This is a genomic window from Shinella oryzae, from assembly GCF_023038235.1.
Lineage (GTDB): Bacteria > Pseudomonadota > Alphaproteobacteria > Rhizobiales > Rhizobiaceae > Shinella > Shinella sumterensis.
Window position 1 is genome coordinate 734,482 of the sequence record NZ_CP081987.1, and the last position, 16,034, is coordinate 750,515.

Consider the following 16,034-nt stretch of genomic DNA (forward strand, 5'->3'; position numbering starts at 1 on the left):
GCCGCCGGCAAAAATGGCGGCCGGCCTAATACATGCTCTGCCGGTAGTCCTCTTCCAGGCCCTCATCCATCTTCCGCATCTCGTCCTTGTCGTCAGGCGCGCCGGTCGTGTCGTCCAGAATCATCTTGATCAGCGAGGGCATCGCGGCGCGGTCCTGGAAATGCTCCGCGCTCCACAGGCGGGAACGGCGGAAAGCCTTGGCGCAGTGCAGGAAGACCTCGCTGATACTGACGACAATGGCAAGCTTCGGCGTCCGGCCCGCCACGGCCATGCTTTCAAGGAGCGCGGGATCGCGCGTGAGTGTCGCCTGTCCGTTGACGCGCAATGTGTCCTCGAAACCGGGAATGACGAACAGCAGCCCGACGGTCGGGTTGGCGACGATGTTGCTCAGCGTATCCAGCCGGTTGTTGCCCGGCCGATCCGGGATCGCCAGGGTGCGCTCGTCCAGGATCGTCACGAAGCCCGGCGGGTCGCCGCGCGGGCTGACATCGGCTTTCCCATCCGCCCCTTGCGAGCCGATGCACAAGAACGGCGAGCGCCGGATGAAGTCCTGTGCATGTCTCCCCAATGACTTCAGGCACTTCTGCACGGCGAGATCGTGCGTCGGCGCAAACAGGCTCCGCAACGAGTGTTCATCCGCGATAATGAAATCCGGATTGAGCTGCACCGCCGTCATGATCCGCCTCCCAGGCTGTTTTCGGTGTGGTTTTCCCTCAGCACGCACGCCGCATAGTCAACGCCCGTCTCCTCGGCGTCAAATGATGTACGTACATCAAAAAACGATTACATCAATATGTCCAAGGGATCAACGCGGTTTGTCTTATCTGGATGGCTGGGTTGAGGGAGGATGATTGCCGGGATGGTCGTCGAGCAGACCGGAGCACGAGCGTCGCGCCGCAGATGCCGGCCACCGGCTTGCCGGCCGCTACGACGCGCCCGGCCGGAGCCGACAGGTCGCGGCTTTCCGAATCGCGTCGCCGGACAGGACCGGCGCGCCGAGGCGGGCGGGGCCGGCATCCTCCGCCTTACCCGACAAGCGGACGGAAACGCCGCCAGGCGAGGTAACGTCGTCGCCGCTGGGCGTCAGCACCGTGGCCCGTCGTCTGGTCATCCCCGGCTCCGGTCGGACATCAGCCGAGCGCCTGCACATAGCGCATGCCGGTTACCGGGCCGGCGCGGAAGTTCATCTGCTCGTAGAAGCGGTGGGCGCCGAAATTGCCGGTCGCCGCGCTGACGGAGAGGTAGCCGCAGCCGGCGACGCGGGCATGGTCGCGGGCACGTGACACGAGGTGGCGGCCGATGCCCTGTCCGCGGTGGTCGCGGCGCACGAAGATCTGGTGCAGTTCCATGCCGCGCATGCCGTCGCCGGCGCGGTACATCGGCACGAGCAGGGCGTAGCCGATCAGGCGTCCGCCAGCTTCGGCGACGAGGGCGGTGATCCAGGGATGCACGCCGAAGAGGTCGCGGTCGAGATCGGCGGCGGAAATCTTCGCGGTGTCGCCATGGCATTCGGCATGCAGCGCGATCATGTCGAGGATCTGCTGCAGATCGCCCTGGCGGGCGGTGCGGATGTTCAGCATCGCCGGGCGTTCGGCGGCATGCGGTTCGAGCTTGATGACGGTATTTTGCATTTCGGGCTCCTAGGGTTTCGTGCCATCAGGAGCGTTAAAACAACAAAGCCGCCTGATGGCGGCTTGTTGACATGATCAGACAGCCGCTCCTTATCGGAACAGCCAAAAATACGTCGCGGCGATGTGCGTGCTCTTGATCATGGACGCGATATTCTCGAATTCGCGCCGTTTGTCAATTGCCTTTCTCACCGCGACGTAGGATCGAAGCGGAGGCTGGTCAGGCCTCCGCTTCCTGCGTGCCGGCGGCGGCTTGCCCGTCCGTTGCGCCGGCCTGTGCGGTTTCGTCGACGCCGAGGCGTTCCTTGATGGCCTGGCGGATCTGCTCGTTGATTGCCGATCGCTCTTCCGGCGGCAGCTGGGCGAGGCTGTCCTCGGTGAGGCCCATCTCCTCCAGCAGTTCCTTGCGCAGGCGCTCGATCGCCGTCATCTTCGAGAGGTCGAGGAATTCCGCCAGCACTTTCTGGCTTTCCTCGTGCATCTTGTCCTGCTTGGACGCGTTCAGCCAAAGGGCGTTGGCGAGGCCGGAGGGCATGGAGGAGGCGGACGTTTCGACGGTCGGGATGTTGCGTGCGCCATTGCCGTCGCCGCCGCTGAGGCCGGCCGGAATGCCGACGTCGCCGGAGGGCGCGCGCTGCTGGCGGGCGAGTGCATAGGCGGAAAGCGAATTGCCGTCGATCTTCATGAAAAGGGCTCCCTGAAAAATGTTCCGGGAGCATGGTTAGGCGGTGCAGCTTTTGCGAGGCTTTCGGTCAGGCGCTCGCGTCGCGATGCCCGCCGGTCAAGTGGACGACATGGTCGTCGGGCGCGATGACGCTCTTGCGGTGGGTGACGGCGAGGATCGTCACCTCGCCGGCGAGGCTGCGGACATGGCGCATGATTTCCGCCTCCGTCGTCTCGTCCAGCGCCGAGCTTGCCTCGTCGAGGAAGAGGAACTGCGGATCGGCATAGAGCGCGCGGGCAATCGCGATGCGCTGGCGCTCCCCGCCGGAAAGCTTCATGCCGCGCTCGCCCACCACCGTCTCGAAGCCATCGGGCAGGCCTTCGATGAAGGGCAGGATCGCCGCCTTCTCCACCGCAAGCCGCAGCTTCGCCTGGTCCAGCGCCCGCCCGAGCACGATGTTGGTGGCAAGCGTGTCGTTGAGCAGCGTCGGCTCCTGCGGCACGATGCCGATCGCCGCATACCAGTCGCGCTGCGACACGCTCGCCAGGTCGCGCCCGTCGACGCTGATCCGTCCCGATGTGGGCGAGAGCGATTTCAGCGCCAGCCGCAGCAGCGTCGATTTGCCGGAGCCGGTTTCCCCGACGAGATAGGTGATCCGGCCGCGTTCGGCCGCAAAACTCACATCCGCCACGCCCCGGCCGTTGTCATGGGAAAACGAGACGGCCTCGAAGGCGAGGCGGCCGTCACCTGCGATAAACCCGCCCGGCGTTGCGACATCCGTCTCTTCCGGCGAAGCCCATATGCGGGCGAGCGGCAGGAGGGAGGCGCGCGCCCGCACGAGATCGTCGATCGCATGGCCGATCATCTCGAAGGGCTGGTTGAGCTGGAGCAGCAGCGTGTTGAACAGCACGAGGTCGCCAACCGTGAGTTCCCCCGCCTGGTAGCGCGGCAGAAGCAGGACGAAGGTGATGAGGAACTGCGCGGCAAGCCCCGCGCCCATCAGCGAGGAATAGCCGATGCGCCGGCGGCAGAAGGTCGCCCAGTTGTCGCGCTCCTCGCGCGCCTTGCCGGAAAAGCGCGCCTGCATCCAGTCCTGGCTGCCGAAATGGCGCAGCGTCTCCATCGCCGTCATGGCATTGCCGATGAACTTGGCGTTCTCCTGGCCGGCTGCGATGGCCGCGTCGAGATAGCGGCGCGTGCGGTGGTTGGCGATGGCGGTCAGGGTGATGAACACGACGCCATAGGCGATGACGACGAGCACGACCTCCATGTTGATCGCCGCGCCGAGCATGGCGAGCGAAAGCACAATCTGGGTCGTGCCGGGAACGAAGACGATGAGGGCGAGCTGCACCAGCGTCATCATCGCGCTTTCGCCACGTCGGCCAGCACTTTCGATCTCGGCCGGATTGTGCTCGGCGAAGAAGAGCGCGCGTTTGCGAAGCAGCCGCTCGAACAGGCTGGTGCTGGCGATGAACCTCAGGTTCTGCGCGCTCATGAAGGAGAGGTACTGCACCATGTTCTGGAGCGCGGCGCTCGCACCGATGAGCAGCGCGTAGAGGGCGAAGCCGACGGCCAGCATGGCGGCCATCCTGTCTGCCGTCATGGTGTCGATGAGGCGTGAGAACAGGTAGGGCGCGGCGACGGCGGACACCGCCGACAGGAAGACGATGACGCAGACGAGCGCGAGAAGCCCGCGCGAGGCGCGCCAGTAATTCGCAAGGATGATCCTCACCGGCGCGGCGATCAGCCGCCAGTCGTCGTTCATGGCGAATCTCCCGAGGATTGGGGCCGCATAATGAAAAGGCCGGCGCGGGGAAGCAACCCTGCGCCGGCCTTCCATGGATTGCGACGGGCGGCCCGGAAGCCGCCCCGTCGTCCCGCCTTACGGCAGCGTATAGGCGATGACGTAGTCGCCCGGCTTGGTGCCGACGGAGCCGTGGCCACCCGCGACGATCAGCACATATTGCTTCTCGCCGACCGTGTAGGTCATCGGCGTCGCCTGTCCGCCGGCGGGAAGGCGGCCTTCCCACAGCTGGCGGCCCGTCGTCACGTCATAGGCGCGGATATAGTCGTCCACCGCCGCACCCAGGAAGGCGACGCCGCCCTTGGTGATGATCGGCCCGCCGATGCCGGGCACGCCGACCTTGAAGGGCAGCGGCAGCGGCGTCATGTCGTAGACCGTGCCGTTCTTGTGCTTGTAGGCGATCTTGCCGCTGGCGAGGTCGGCACCTGCGACATAGCCCCACGGCGGCGCCTGGCAGGGAATGCCGAGCGGGCCGAGGAAGGGGCCCATGAACACGCCGTAGGGCGCACCCTCGTTGCGGTTGAGGCCCTGTTCGGAACCCTTTTCGTCCTGCCCTTTCGGCGGGATCTGGTCACGCGGCACGAGGCGCGAGGTGAAGGCGAGGTAGGTCGGCATGCCGAACATGACCTGCCGTTCCGGATCCACCGCGACCGAACCCCAGTTGAACGTGCCGAAATTGCCGGGATAGACGAGCGTGCCCTGGAGCGACGGCGGCGTGTAGCGGCCTTCATATTTGAGCGACAGGAAGTCGATGCGGCACTTCAGCTGGTCGAACATGCTGATGCCCCACATGTTCTTTTCCGTCAGCGGCGGCGGCGAGAAGGTGAGGTCGGAGATCGGCTGCGTCGGGGCGGTGAAGTCCTCCGGGATCGCACCTGTCGGTGCCGGGATTTCCTTGATGCCGATGATCGGGTCGCCGTTGCGGCGGTCCAGCACGTAGATGTCGCCCTGCTTGGTGGGACCGACAAGCGCCGGAATGATCGCGCCGTCCTTGGTGATGTCGATCAGCGCGGGCTGCGCCGGCACGTCCATGTCCCAGAGGTCGTGATGCACAGTCTGGCGCACCCAGCGCACGGCCCCCGTCCTGATGTCGAGTGCGACGATGGAGGACGAGTATTTCTCGACATGCTCGCTGCGGCCCATGCCGAGCTGGTCGGGCACGCGGTTGCCGAGCGGGATATAGACGAGGCCGAGCGCATCGTCATAGCTGAAGACGGACCAGGAGTTCGGCGAGTTGACGGTATAGACCTGACCCTCCGGCAGCGGCGTGGTGACATCCGGATTGCCCGAATCCCAGTTCCAGATCAGCGCGCCAGTCTTCACGTCGAAGGCGCGGATGACGCCCGATTGCGAATGGATGGAGTAGTTGTCGTTGACCGCGCCGCCGATGATGATCTTCTCGTCGGTGATGACGGGCGGCGATGTGGAGTAGTAGTAGCCGGCCGGATTGTACGGCATGCCCTGTTCGAGGCGCAGCACGCCGTTCTGGGCAAAGCTGGTGCACACGTCGCCGGTCTCGGCGTCGAGCGCGATCAGCCGGGCGTCCGAGGTCGGCAGGTAGACGCGCGTCGCGCAGGTCGTGCCTGCCGTCGCGGCCGGATCGGCATAATAGGTCACGCCGCGGCAGGTCTGGTGCTGGCGGTCGGGGTTCATGCCGGAGTTGGAATCGTATTTCCACTTTTCCTTGCCGGTCGCCGCGTCGATCGCGATGGCCCAGTTGTGCGGCGTGCACATGTAGAGCGTGTCGCCGATCTTGAGCGGCGTCACCTGGTACGTGGTCTCGCCGACATCGTCGGGCAGCTTCACGTCGCCCGTCTGGTACTGCCAGGCCACCTTCAGTGTGTTGACGTTGTCCGTGTTGATCTGGTCGAGCGGCGAGTAGCGCTGGCCGAACGGGGTGCGGCCATATTGATGCCATTCGCCGGCCGGCACGTTGCCGCCGAGCGCCGGCGTGGCGTTGACGACGTTCGTCGGCAGCTCGCCCGCAAGATCGTGCGGATCCTGCGTCATGGAATAGCCGGCCACCGCGATGGCCACGATGGACGCCACGGCCAGCGGCAGGGCCGATGCCGGGTAGCGAATGCCGGTTGGGCTTGCGATGCCGAGCGGCCGGCGGATGGCCGGCAGCATCAGCCACAGGCCGAGAAGCACGATGATGCCGCCGCGCGGACCGAGCTGCCACCAGTCGAAGCCGACTTCCCACACCGCCCAGCCCAGCGAGCCGAGGATGACGAGGGCATAGAGCCACAGCGCAGCACTCGAGCGGCGCAGCAGGAGATAGGCGGTGACGAGGAAGGCGAGGCCGGTGATGAGGTAATAGGGGCTGCCGCCGAGCGACAGCAGCCACCCGCCCCCGCCCGTCAGCACCACTCCGATGATGGCAAAGAGGACGGCAGTCAGCGTGAGCAACATGGGAAACTCCATTTGTGATGGCGGCCGGAAGAGGGCCGACATGACGCCCGGCTCCGCAGAGCGGACGCTTCAGGAATTAGGGCGAAAAGGTGGCCCTTCAATGCCCCGGGTCATACGTTATTGCACGGCTGGGCTACCATGACTGCATGTCGGCTGTAGCGCAAGGGCGGCTCAGGTGCCGCAGAAGGTCGCCGCGATCTCCTCGCCCGGTTCGGGCGGCAGGGCATAGGCGGCAAAGCGCGGCTGGTCCTCGTAGGGCCGGGAAAGCACGTCGTTCAGGGCGGTAAACAGCGAGAAATCGCCGTCGTCTATGGCCGCGTTGAGCGCTTCCTCGACCTTGTGGTTGCGCGGGATGAAGGCCGGGTTGACGCGCCGCATCGCCTCGGCGCGCACCGCCGGCGCGGTCGCCTCCTGCGCCAACCGCGCCCGCCAGGTGGCAAGCCATGGGGTAATCGACGCCGGGTCTTCGAGAAGCGCACCGAGCGCGGGATCGGCGGCATCGTCCTGCGCGCAGTCGGCAAGCCGGCGAAACGCCAGCGTATAGTCCGCCTTCTGCTCGTAGAGCGTGACGAGAAGCTCGCGGATCAGCTCCTGGTCCTCTTCGCGCGCGTCGTCGCCAAGGCCGATCTTGGCGCGGATGGTGCGCGTCCAGTGCGCCTGGAACCGCTCCATGAACCGGCCGACGGCCGCGTTGGCGGCTTCCACCGCCTTGTCCTGGTCGTCGTCCAGGATCGCCAGCATGGCCTCGGCGAGCCGCGCGATGTTCCACTGGCCGATGCCGGGCTGGTTGCCGAAGGCATAGCGGCCGTTGCGGTCGATGGAGGAATAGACGGTGCGCGGGTCGTACCGGTCCATGAAGGCGCAGGGCCCGAAGTCGATCGTCTCGCCCGAGATCGTCATGTTGTCGGTGTTCATCACGCCGTGGATGAAGCCGACGCCAAGCCATTTCGCGATCAGCGATGCCTGCCGGTCGGCGACCGCGTCGAGCAGCGCGAGATAGGGCTTTTCCGCGCCCTTGAGCGCGGGATAGTGCCTGTCGATGACATGGTCGGCGAGCACGCGCACATTCTCCGTGTCGCCGCGCGCGGCGAAGAACTGGAAGGTGCCGACGCGGATATGGCTGCCGGCCACGCGCGTGAAGACGGCGCCGGGCAGGACCCTTTCGCGATAGACCGGCTGGCCGGTCGCGACGGCGGCGAGCGCCCGCGTCGTCGGGACGCCGAGCGCGTGCATGGCCTCGCTGATGATGTATTCGCGCAGGACCGGGCCGAGCGCCGCCCGCCCGTCGCCGCGCCGCGAATAGGGCGTCGGCCCGGCGCCCTTCAGCTGGATGTCGCGCCGCTTTCCGTTGCGGTCGATCACCTCGCCGAGCAGGATGGCGCGCCCGTCGCCGAGCTGCGGCACGAACTGGCCGAACTGGTGCCCGGCATAGGCCATGGCGAGCGGCAGCGAGCCGGGCAGGGGAACGTTGCCGGAGAAGTAACCCGCGCCATGCCGCTCCAGCCTGTCGGCATCGAGCCCGAGTTCCTCGGCGAGCGGCCGGTTGAAGGCAATCAGCATCGGCGCTTCCACCGGCGTGGGGTCGACCGGCGTGAAGAACACATCCGGCAGGCGCGCATAGCTGTTGTCGAAGGGGATGGCGCCGGTCGCGCCCGCCTGTGCCGTCGTTGCCGTGCTCATGATCCATCCATCCTTTGCCGCTTTCCTTTCAGATAGGGCGTCCGGGCGGCAAACGAAAGGCTTGGGGGGCGTATGCCTCATGCACGGCAGCGCTGGATGGCCTCGGGCCGCCTTTCCTTTCCCGGCTCCCGCCCTATCCTCGTCGGAAAGGAGTGTTGCATGAAGAACCTGACCTGCCTGTTGCCCGCCCTGCCGGCCCTTCTCCTGCTGGCCGCCTGTAACGCGCCATCGACGCAGAAGCCGGCCGGCGAGCGGCCTATGGACGAGGTGCCGCGCCAGACGCAGCTTGCCAATGGCGACCGGCAATATGCCTTCCGCAACGGCTGCGTCATCGTTCTGGAGGCGCGCCGGGCGGTGGTGAAGAGCGAGGGCGATGTCTGCGCGCTCCATCATCGCGATATCGCGCTGCTTTACGCCTCCGGCGACTGATCGCGCCCGGCCTCTTCCGCCAGCCGGCGGTCGATGAAGTCGTACATCAACGTCAGCGCTTCCGCGCGCGGCACGCCGCCCGATTGCAGGCCATGCCGCAGCCACAGGCCGTCGATCAGTCCGCTGATGAGGAGTGCCGTCCGGCGCGCCGCCTCTGCCGGCATAAGTAGCCTGAGCGCCGACATCAGGTTCGAATGCATGCGGGCGTGGATGACCGCCTGGATGCGGGCGAGCTGCGGTTCGCGCGGCACCTCCGCGCAGAGCGCAAGCCAGGCATGGGCGATTTCAGGCTGGTAGAAACGCGGGTCGAAATTGCCGTCCACCACGGCCGCGATGCGCTCGCGCGGCGTCTTCGCCCGGCGCAGCCGCTCGGCCACGGCATCGCGCAGATTGGCATTCGCCTCGCGCATCGCCTGCTCGAAGAGCTCCTGCTTGTTGCGGAAATAGTGCAGCACGATGCCCTTGGAGGCGCCGGCATGGGCGGCCACCTTTTCCAGCGTCGCGCCGGCCATGCCTTCGCGTTGCAGCACCTCGAACGCGGCCTGCCGCAGTTCCCTGCGCCTGATATCGACCAGTTTCGTGAGCTTTCCCGCCATGTGATTCCCGCTTTTGGTGCGGGAAGATTGACATTTTTTCCGTGAAGTTCAAGAATTGTCCCATTGGTCAATCTTTGATCCAATCGGACAAAGTTCAAAAAGGGGAACGCCGATGAAACGCGCCATTGCCTGCGCCGCAGCATGCCTCATGACGATCGGGGCCGCCCAGGCGGCCGAACAGGAGAGCTGCCGCAAGGTGCGCCTCGCCGAGCCCGGCTGGAACGACCTCGCCTTTACGACCGGCGTTGCGCAGTCGCTGCTGCACGCGCTGGGCTACGAGACGCAGAGCGACCTGCTCGGCATCGACGTCATCTATCTGAGCCTCAAGAACAAGGATCTCGACGTCTTCCTCGGCTACTGGGATCCGGCAATGCGGACCTATTTCGCGCCTTACGAGAAGGACGGCTCCGTCGAAACCGTCAAGCAGAACCTGACGGGCGCGAAATATACCTTCGCCGTGCCCGCCTATGTCTGGGAGGCCGGCGTGAAGGATTTCGCCGACCTCAAGACCCATGCCGACAAGTTCGAGAAGAAGATGTACGGCATCGAGCCGGGCTCCAACCAGCTGATGCTGGACGCCATCGCCGACCCGTCGCTGGGCATCGACGACTGGGAGGTCGTGGAATCGAGCGAGCAGGGCATGCTGGCCGAGCTTGCCCGCCACATCGACATGAAGGCATTCTTCGTTTTCCAGGGCTGGGCGCCGCATCCGATGAACACCGCCTACGACATCCGCTACCTCACCGGCGGCGACAAGTTCTACGGCCCGGATTTCGGCGCGGCGACCGTGTCAACTCAGGTCCGCAAGGGCTATCTCGCGGAATGCCCCAACGTCGCGCAGCTTCTGAAGAACCTCACCTTCGACATCGACTTCGAGAACAAGGGCATGGGCTATCTGATGAACGACGGCATGGCGCCTGAAGATGCCGGCCGCAAGGCGATCGGCGAGGAGCCGAAGCGGCTCGACGCCTGGCTGGCCGGCGTGACGACCGTCGACGGCGAGCCCGCTCTTGCCGCCGTCCGCAAGGCGCTCGGCCTGTGACGAAAGTGGCCGATCAAGCCGGCTGGAACGACCGCAAGCGCGTCCTGACGACGGATGGCCGGCGCCTCGCCTATATTGACAGCGGCGAGGGGGAAATGCCCCTGTTCCTGCTGCACGGTTACACCGACAGCAGCCGCAGCTGGTCGCTGATCGAGCCGTATCTCGCCGGGCACCGGCTGGTGATGCCGGACCTGCCGGGGCATGGCCTTTCGACGGCCATGCCGCTGCCGACGCTCGAAGCGTTCGCCGATGATATCGTCCGGCTGGCAGATGTACTGGGCATCGAGCGCTTCGCGGTCATCGGCCATTCGATGGGGGCCATGACGGCCTTTGTGCTGGCAGCCCGGCACGGCGCGCGCGTCACCGCGCTCGCCAGTCTTTGCGGCAGCCTTCAACCGGGTCTGCTCGCGGAAACGACGCTCGGTGCGGAAATCCATGCGCTTGTCGATCCCATCGATTCGCAAAGCCCGTTCCTGCGCGAGTGGCACCGATGCGCGCAGCCGGTCGATGCGGATTTCATGGCATGGATCGCACGGGAGGCGGCGACCATGCCTGCCGCCGTCTGGCAGGCGCTCTACGCGATGATCGAAGCCACCGATTTGCGGCGGGCGGGAGAGCGGATCGATGCGCCGGTCCTGCTTCTGGCGGGGAATGACGACGCACTGTTCGACGAACCACACCGGGCGGCGTTGCGAACGGCTTTTCCGCAGGCCGCGACGGAAATCCTCGCCGGCCACAGCCACAATCCCCATTGGGAGGCGCCCGCTCTCGTAGCGGCCGCGCTTGCCAGATTCCTGGCGGCGCAGCCGCTCTGAGGCTTACATTTTCCCCGCCACCTTGATGGCGAAGGCATATTCGAAGGCGATCTCCTCCAGCCGCTGGAAGCGGCCGGACGCGCCGCCATGGCCCGCACCCATATTGGTCTTGAGGAGGATCGGTTCCTTGCCGGCCGTCTTCTCGCGCAGCTTCGCCACCCACTTGGTCGGTTCCCAATAGGTGACGCGCGGGTCGGTCAGGCCGGACAGTGCGAGGATCGCGGGATAGGCCTTGGCCTCGACATTGTCATAGGGCGAGTAGCTCGCCATCAGCTGGTAGAAATCCTTGCTCTCGATCGGGTTGCCCCATTCGGGCCATTCCGGCGGGGTGAGCGGCAGTGTGTCGTCCAGCATGGTGTTGAGCACGTCGACGAACGGCACGGCCGCGATGATGCCGCCGAACTTCTCCGGCGCCATGTTGGCGATCGCACCCATCAGCATGCCGCCGGCCGAGCCGCCCTCGGCGACGATGTTGACGTAGGACGTGAACTTCTCCTGATTCAGATAGTCCGCCGCCGCGATGAAGTCCTTGAAGGTGTTGGTCTTCTTGTCCATCTTGCCGTCTTCGTACCAGGCAAAGCCCTTGTCCTTGCCGCCGCGGATATGGGCGATGGCATAGACGAAGCCGCGGTCGACCAGCGACAGGCAGTTGGTGTTGAAGGATGCCGGGATGGTGATGCCGTAGGCGCCGTAGCCGTAGAGCAGGCAGGGCGCGGAGCCGTCGAGCGGCGTGTCCTTGCGGTAGAGCAGGGTGACGGGCACGCTCTCGCCGTCCCAGGCGGGCGCAAAGACGCGGCGGGTGACGTAATCGTCCGGGTTATGGCCGGACGGCACTTCCTGCGTCTTGAGCAGCGTGCGCTCGCGCGTCGCCATATTATAATCGAAGAGCTGCGAGGGCGTCGTCATCGAGGAATAGGAGAAACGGATGACGTCGGTATCGTATTCCGCCGCGCCCGACAGGCCGAGCGAATAGGCTTCCTCGGCGAAGGCGATGGCGTGTTCCTCGCCGCTCGCGCGGTCGCGCACCACGATGCGCGGCAGGCCCTCGTGACGCTCCAGCCACACGAGATGACGGGCGAACGCCATGTGGCTGAGGATCAGCGTGCCGGGCCGGTGCGGCACGACTTCGGTCCAGTTCTCGCGGCCCGGCGCCGTCACCGGCGTCTGCATGATCTTGAAGTCCTTGGCGCCGTCGGCATTGGTCAGGATGTAGAAGACGTCGCCGCCCTCGGTCATCGAATATTCCAGCCCCGTCTGGCGCGGGGCGACGACAACGGGCGTCGCCGTGAGGTCCTTGGTGGAGAGCAGGCGGTATTCGCTCGTCTCGTGGTCGTGGATATCGATGTAGATGAAGTCGTCGATCAGCGAGCCCCCGACGGACATGAAGAAGCCGGCATCCTTCTCCTCATAGACCAGCCGGTCGTTCTCCTGCTTGTCGCCGAGGATGTGGTGGAAGATCTTCGAGGGGCGGTGGTTCTCGTCGAGCGCGGTGTAGAAGAAGCTCCGCGCATCCGGCGCCCAGACACCGCCGCCGGCGGTGTTGGAAAGCGTATCGGCACGGTCCTCGCCGGTCGCGAGATCGCGCACCTTCAGCGTGAAATATTCCGATCCCTTGTCGTCGTAGCCCCAGATGCCGATGGAATGGTCGGTCGAATGGTCGATGCCGGCGAGGCGGAAATAGTCCTTGCCTTCGGCTTCCTTGTCGCCGTCGAGCAGGATGACGCGTTCGCCGCCGTCGCGCGGCTCGCGGAAGTAGCGCGGCTGCTCGCCGCCGGTGACATAGGCCGTGCCGTAGGCGTAGGGACCGTCCTTCACGGGCACGGAGCTGTCGTCCTCCTTGATGCGGCCGCGCATCTCGGCAAACAGCGTCTTCTGCAAGGCCTCCGTATCGGCCATCGCCGCCGTCATATAGGCGTTCTCGGCCTCCAGATGTGCGCGGATTTCCGGCTGGAGGATCGAGGGATCCTTGAACATCGCCTGCCAGTTGTCGTCGCGGAACCAGGCATAGTCGTCGGTGCGGGTGATGCCGTGGCGCGTATCCTCCTGCGGCTTCTTGGCAGCGATCGGGGCGGCGGGCAGGTTCTTGAAGACGGACACGATTTCACTCCGGTGGATCGACAGGCGGGACCAGAGAGATAGAGAGCCGCGCCCCCGGCATCAAGCAAGCTTTTGACGCCGGGGTGTTTTTGCATCAGCCCGGCAGGATGCGTTTGGCGGCCTTGCGCTTGGCGGGGCGCAGTTCGTCGGCGATGGTCTTGGCGATGATGGAGAGCGGCAGGGCGAGCATGGCGCCCGCAGCTCCCCACATCCATGTCCAGAAGATGATCGCGGTGAAGACGATGAAGGCGTTGACCTCGAGCCGCTTGCCCATCACCGCCGGCATGACGAGGTTTTCAATGGCAAGGTGCACGAGGAAGAACAGGAAGGCCGGCATCAGCCCCATGATGATCGTGTCGTGGGTGAGAAGGCCCGCCGAGGCAAGCGCGATCGTCATCAGCGTCACGCCGAGGAAGGGCACGAAGCTGGATATGAACGCAAACAGGCCCCACAGCACCGGCATGCCGAGCCCGCCGAACCAGGCGATGAGGCCGGTGATCACGCCGAGCGAGCCGTAGACCAGCGCCGCCGTCGCGAAATAGTAGCCGAGCGCGGAATCGATGGCGTTCATGATGCGGATCGTCGTCAGCCGCTGGCTGCGGCGCGGAAACGTCATGATGAGCATCTGGCGCAGTTTGAGCCGTGCGGAGAGGAACAGCACGAGCGCGGCGAAGAAGATCATGCCCTGCAACAGTGCGGGCGTGAGGCTGGACGACAGGATGCTCAGCACGCTGCCGGTGTTTTCCAGCACCTTCTCCATCGACATCTGCCCGGTCTCGAAGGCGGCCGGATTGACGTTGAGCCAGCCGAAACGGGAAAAGAGCGGCGTGATGCGGTCATAGGCATCGCGCACCAGATCCGGGGCGTTGGCAGCGAGCTCTGTGATCGGCTCGGCCAGCGCGCCGGCGATGAGGAAGAGGCCAACACCGAAGGCGCTGGCCAGGAGAAGGGCAGCGGGCAGCGGGGGAATGCCCATCTTGTTCAGCTTCTCGGCGGCGACGCCGAAGATCAGCCCGATGACGACGGCCAGCGACAGCGGAATGAGGATGGGCGCCATCAGATAGACGATGCCCATGGCCATGATGGCGAAGATGCCGATGATCGCCCAGGACGAGGCGGTCAGCAGCCCGTCGCGTCTTATCGAGACGTCCTCGACGTCGTCTTCGTTTTCGAGGCTGCTCGCCAGCAGGCGGCGTTCGGCTGGCTTTGCGGACATGTCGTGCATGGAAGGATCCCCCTGTCTGCGCCACAAACGCCGCCGGTCGGTGGAAGTTCCATAAGCAAATGCCGTTGTAACCTCTGGTGGGTTGCCGGCCGTCGTCAAATCGACATATTGCCGGGCAAACCCCAACGAGCCGTCGAAAACGACAAGGCGAAGAGGAGTGAGAATGGTGAACCGGCAGACCCGCGGCCTTCGACTTGCCCTGTGCGTGCTTGCGCTGCTGCCCGTCGGCCTGTCGCCCGCCATGGCGCTGGATGCCCGGGTGCGCGGAGAGTTGCAGAAGCTCGATCCGGAAGAACGGCTCGAGCAGCGGTGCGACATGGAAGCGATGGACAAGATCAGCGGCGCCAGGGAAGGCTACCGTCCCGACAAGGTCATCGCCTACGCGTTCGGCGATCCCAAGGTCGATGGCACGACGCTGAAGACGAAGGGTGCGGTGTTCCGCAGCAAGGGCGAATGGTACCGCCTGTCCTACAAGTGCGAGACCAGCGCCGACCGCCTGGAGATCAACGCCTTCAAATACACGATCGGCGAGCCCGTGCCGCACGATCAATGGGCCGCGCATTACCTTTACGACTGATCGGGACCTTTACGACTGATCGGGCCGGCGCGGGAAGCGGGCGCGCGACGCACCGGCTTCCCGCGCCGCTTTCCTAGGCCGAAAGCTTCAGCCCGATGCCCCAGGGATCGACGAGCGAGACGGTGTCGCCGGATCGGGTGGTCGGGATGGCCAGTTCGTCCAGCTTCGCCACGGCCGCGTCGAGCTTGGCCTTGTCGTTGAAGCGCAGCGTATAGTCCGAAAGGCCGGTCATGCCGTCCTGCCGCTTCGGCCGGCCGCGCGAGTTCCACACATTGGCCGCCACATGGTGGTGGTACTTGCCCGTCGAAAAGAAGCTCGCGCCCGGATAGGTCGCCATGATGTCGAGGCCGAGAACGTCGCGGAAGAACGCGTCGGCTTCCGGGATATCCGAGACCTGCAGGTGGATATGGCCGATGACCGTGCCGTTTTCCTGGCCCGTCCAGCCGTCCTTCGGGGCCTCGTCGTAGAGCGCCTGGAGGTCGAGCCGGTTCGTCGCCATCTTCACCCCGCCGTCGGGAACATAGGTCCATTCCGAGCGGTCGCGGTCGCGATAGATCTCGATGCCGTTGCCCTCGGGGTCGTCGAGATAGATCGCCTCGCTGACGAGATGGTCGGATGCACCGGTGAGCGGCACGTTGTTGTGGGCGGCATGCGCCAGCCAGCGGCCGAGCTCCTTGCGGTTCGGCACGAGGAAGGCCGTGTGGAACAGGCCGGGTGCGGTGCGCGGCGCGCGGGCGGCGTTGCTGCCGGTGGTCAGCGTCAGCAGCGGGCGGCCGCCCACGCCGAGCGTTTCGCCTGATGCGGACGTGTCCAGCACCGACAGGCCCATGGCCTTCTGGTAGAAGGACGAGACCATCGGCAGGTCGATGACGTTGAGATGCGAATGGTCGACGAAGGCCGGCATATCGACGGCATGGTCGGTCGTGGCTGTCATGGATGCGGTCTCCGCGTGAAGGGGGAGGGCGGCTGCGCCAGCGATGCCCGCGGCGGCTGCGCCGAGAAAGGTTCGTCTGTCGAGAGCCGTCATGATGATGTCCCTGTTTCGGTTTCCCTCGGAAACCGTTC

15 protein-coding genes are annotated in these 16,034 nt (G+C 65.5%); 4 read left to right on the plus strand and 11 right to left on the minus strand.

Annotated elements, in window-relative coordinates:
* Window positions 1–25: 25 nt before the first annotated feature.
* The 7 genes from K6301_RS03595 to K6301_RS03625 form a co-directional block, all read right to left on the minus strand.
* On the minus strand, window positions 26–676 hold the full coding sequence (locus tag K6301_RS03595) for a pyridoxamine 5'-phosphate oxidase family protein (RefSeq protein WP_247219381.1): 651 nt from the start codon (window positions 674–676) through the stop codon (window positions 26–28).
* A gap of 249 nt (window positions 677–925) precedes the next feature.
* On the minus strand, window positions 926–1,111 hold the full coding sequence (locus tag K6301_RS03600; RefSeq protein ID WP_247219383.1) for a hypothetical protein: 186 nt from the start codon (window positions 1,109–1,111) through the stop codon (window positions 926–928).
* A gap of 19 nt (window positions 1,112–1,130) precedes the next feature.
* Window positions 1,131–1,631, minus strand: a complete 501-nt coding sequence (locus tag K6301_RS03605; RefSeq protein ID WP_247219385.1) for a GNAT family N-acetyltransferase — start codon at window positions 1,629–1,631, stop codon at window positions 1,131–1,133.
* A gap of 217 nt (window positions 1,632–1,848) precedes the next feature.
* A complete protein-coding gene (locus tag K6301_RS03610) occupies window positions 1,849–2,313 on the minus strand; it encodes a hypothetical protein (protein WP_247219387.1) in 465 nt (154 codons plus the stop codon).
* Window positions 2,314–2,380: 67 nt separating this feature from the next.
* On the minus strand, window positions 2,381–4,057 hold the full coding sequence (locus K6301_RS03615; protein ID WP_247219389.1) for an ABC transporter ATP-binding protein: 1,677 nt from the start codon (window positions 4,055–4,057) through the stop codon (window positions 2,381–2,383).
* Window positions 4,058–4,174: 117 nt separating this feature from the next.
* A complete protein-coding gene (locus K6301_RS03620; protein ID WP_247219390.1) occupies window positions 4,175–6,508 on the minus strand; it encodes a glucose/quinate/shikimate family membrane-bound PQQ-dependent dehydrogenase in 2,334 nt (777 codons plus the stop codon).
* Between the two features lie 171 nt (window positions 6,509–6,679).
* On the minus strand, window positions 6,680–8,188 hold the full coding sequence (locus tag K6301_RS03625; RefSeq protein ID WP_247219392.1) for a protein adenylyltransferase SelO: 1,509 nt from the start codon (window positions 8,186–8,188) through the stop codon (window positions 6,680–6,682).
* Between the two features lie 159 nt (window positions 8,189–8,347).
* On the opposite strand from K6301_RS03625, the gene K6301_RS03630 reads away from it, so the two are divergent.
* The gene (locus tag K6301_RS03630; protein ID WP_247219393.1) at window positions 8,348–8,617 is read left to right on the plus strand and encodes a hypothetical protein; all 270 of its coding nucleotides are present in this window, start codon (window positions 8,348–8,350) and stop codon (window positions 8,615–8,617) included.
* Here the strand turns inward: K6301_RS03630 and betI are convergent.
* Window positions 8,599–9,213 carry a choline-binding transcriptional repressor BetI gene (betI, locus tag K6301_RS03635; RefSeq protein ID WP_247219394.1) on the minus strand — a complete coding sequence of 205 codons (615 nt, stop codon included), beginning with the start codon at window positions 9,211–9,213 and terminating at the stop codon, window positions 8,599–8,601. The two genes, K6301_RS03630 and betI, sit on opposite strands and share 19 nt — an antisense overlap.
* A 112-nt stretch (window positions 9,214–9,325) precedes the next feature.
* On the opposite strand from betI, the gene choX reads away from it, so the two are divergent.
* Window positions 9,326–10,255: a choline ABC transporter substrate-binding protein gene (choX, locus tag K6301_RS03640; RefSeq protein WP_247219396.1), complete on the plus strand. Its 930-nt coding sequence runs from the start codon at window positions 9,326–9,328 to the stop codon at window positions 10,253–10,255.
* A gap of 5 nt (window positions 10,256–10,260) precedes the next feature.
* Window positions 10,261–11,070, plus strand: a complete 810-nt coding sequence (locus K6301_RS03645; RefSeq protein ID WP_247219397.1) for an alpha/beta fold hydrolase — start codon at window positions 10,261–10,263, stop codon at window positions 11,068–11,070.
* Window positions 11,071–11,073: 3 nt separating this feature from the next.
* Here the strand turns inward: K6301_RS03645 and K6301_RS03650 are convergent, their stop codons facing one another.
* Together K6301_RS03650 and K6301_RS03655 are read right to left on the minus strand one after the other, a co-directional pair.
* Window positions 11,074–13,167, minus strand: a complete 2,094-nt coding sequence (locus K6301_RS03650; protein ID WP_247219398.1) for a S9 family peptidase — start codon at window positions 13,165–13,167, stop codon at window positions 11,074–11,076.
* Window positions 13,168–13,261: 94 nt separating this feature from the next.
* Entirely contained in the window at window positions 13,262–14,392 is a 1,131-nt protein-coding gene (locus tag K6301_RS03655; RefSeq protein ID WP_247219399.1) for an AI-2E family transporter, read from the minus strand.
* A gap of 163 nt (window positions 14,393–14,555) precedes the next feature.
* On the opposite strand from K6301_RS03655, the gene K6301_RS03660 reads away from it, so the two are divergent.
* Window positions 14,556–14,969, plus strand: a complete 414-nt coding sequence (locus K6301_RS03660; protein WP_425475366.1) for a DUF930 domain-containing protein — start codon at window positions 14,556–14,558, stop codon at window positions 14,967–14,969.
* A 73-nt stretch (window positions 14,970–15,042) separates the two neighbouring features.
* On the opposite strand, the gene K6301_RS03665 is transcribed toward K6301_RS03660, so the two are convergent.
* Window positions 15,043–15,903, minus strand: a complete 861-nt coding sequence (locus K6301_RS03665) for a VOC family protein (protein ID WP_247219401.1) — start codon at window positions 15,901–15,903, stop codon at window positions 15,043–15,045.
* Window positions 15,904–16,034: the final 131 nt, after the last annotated feature.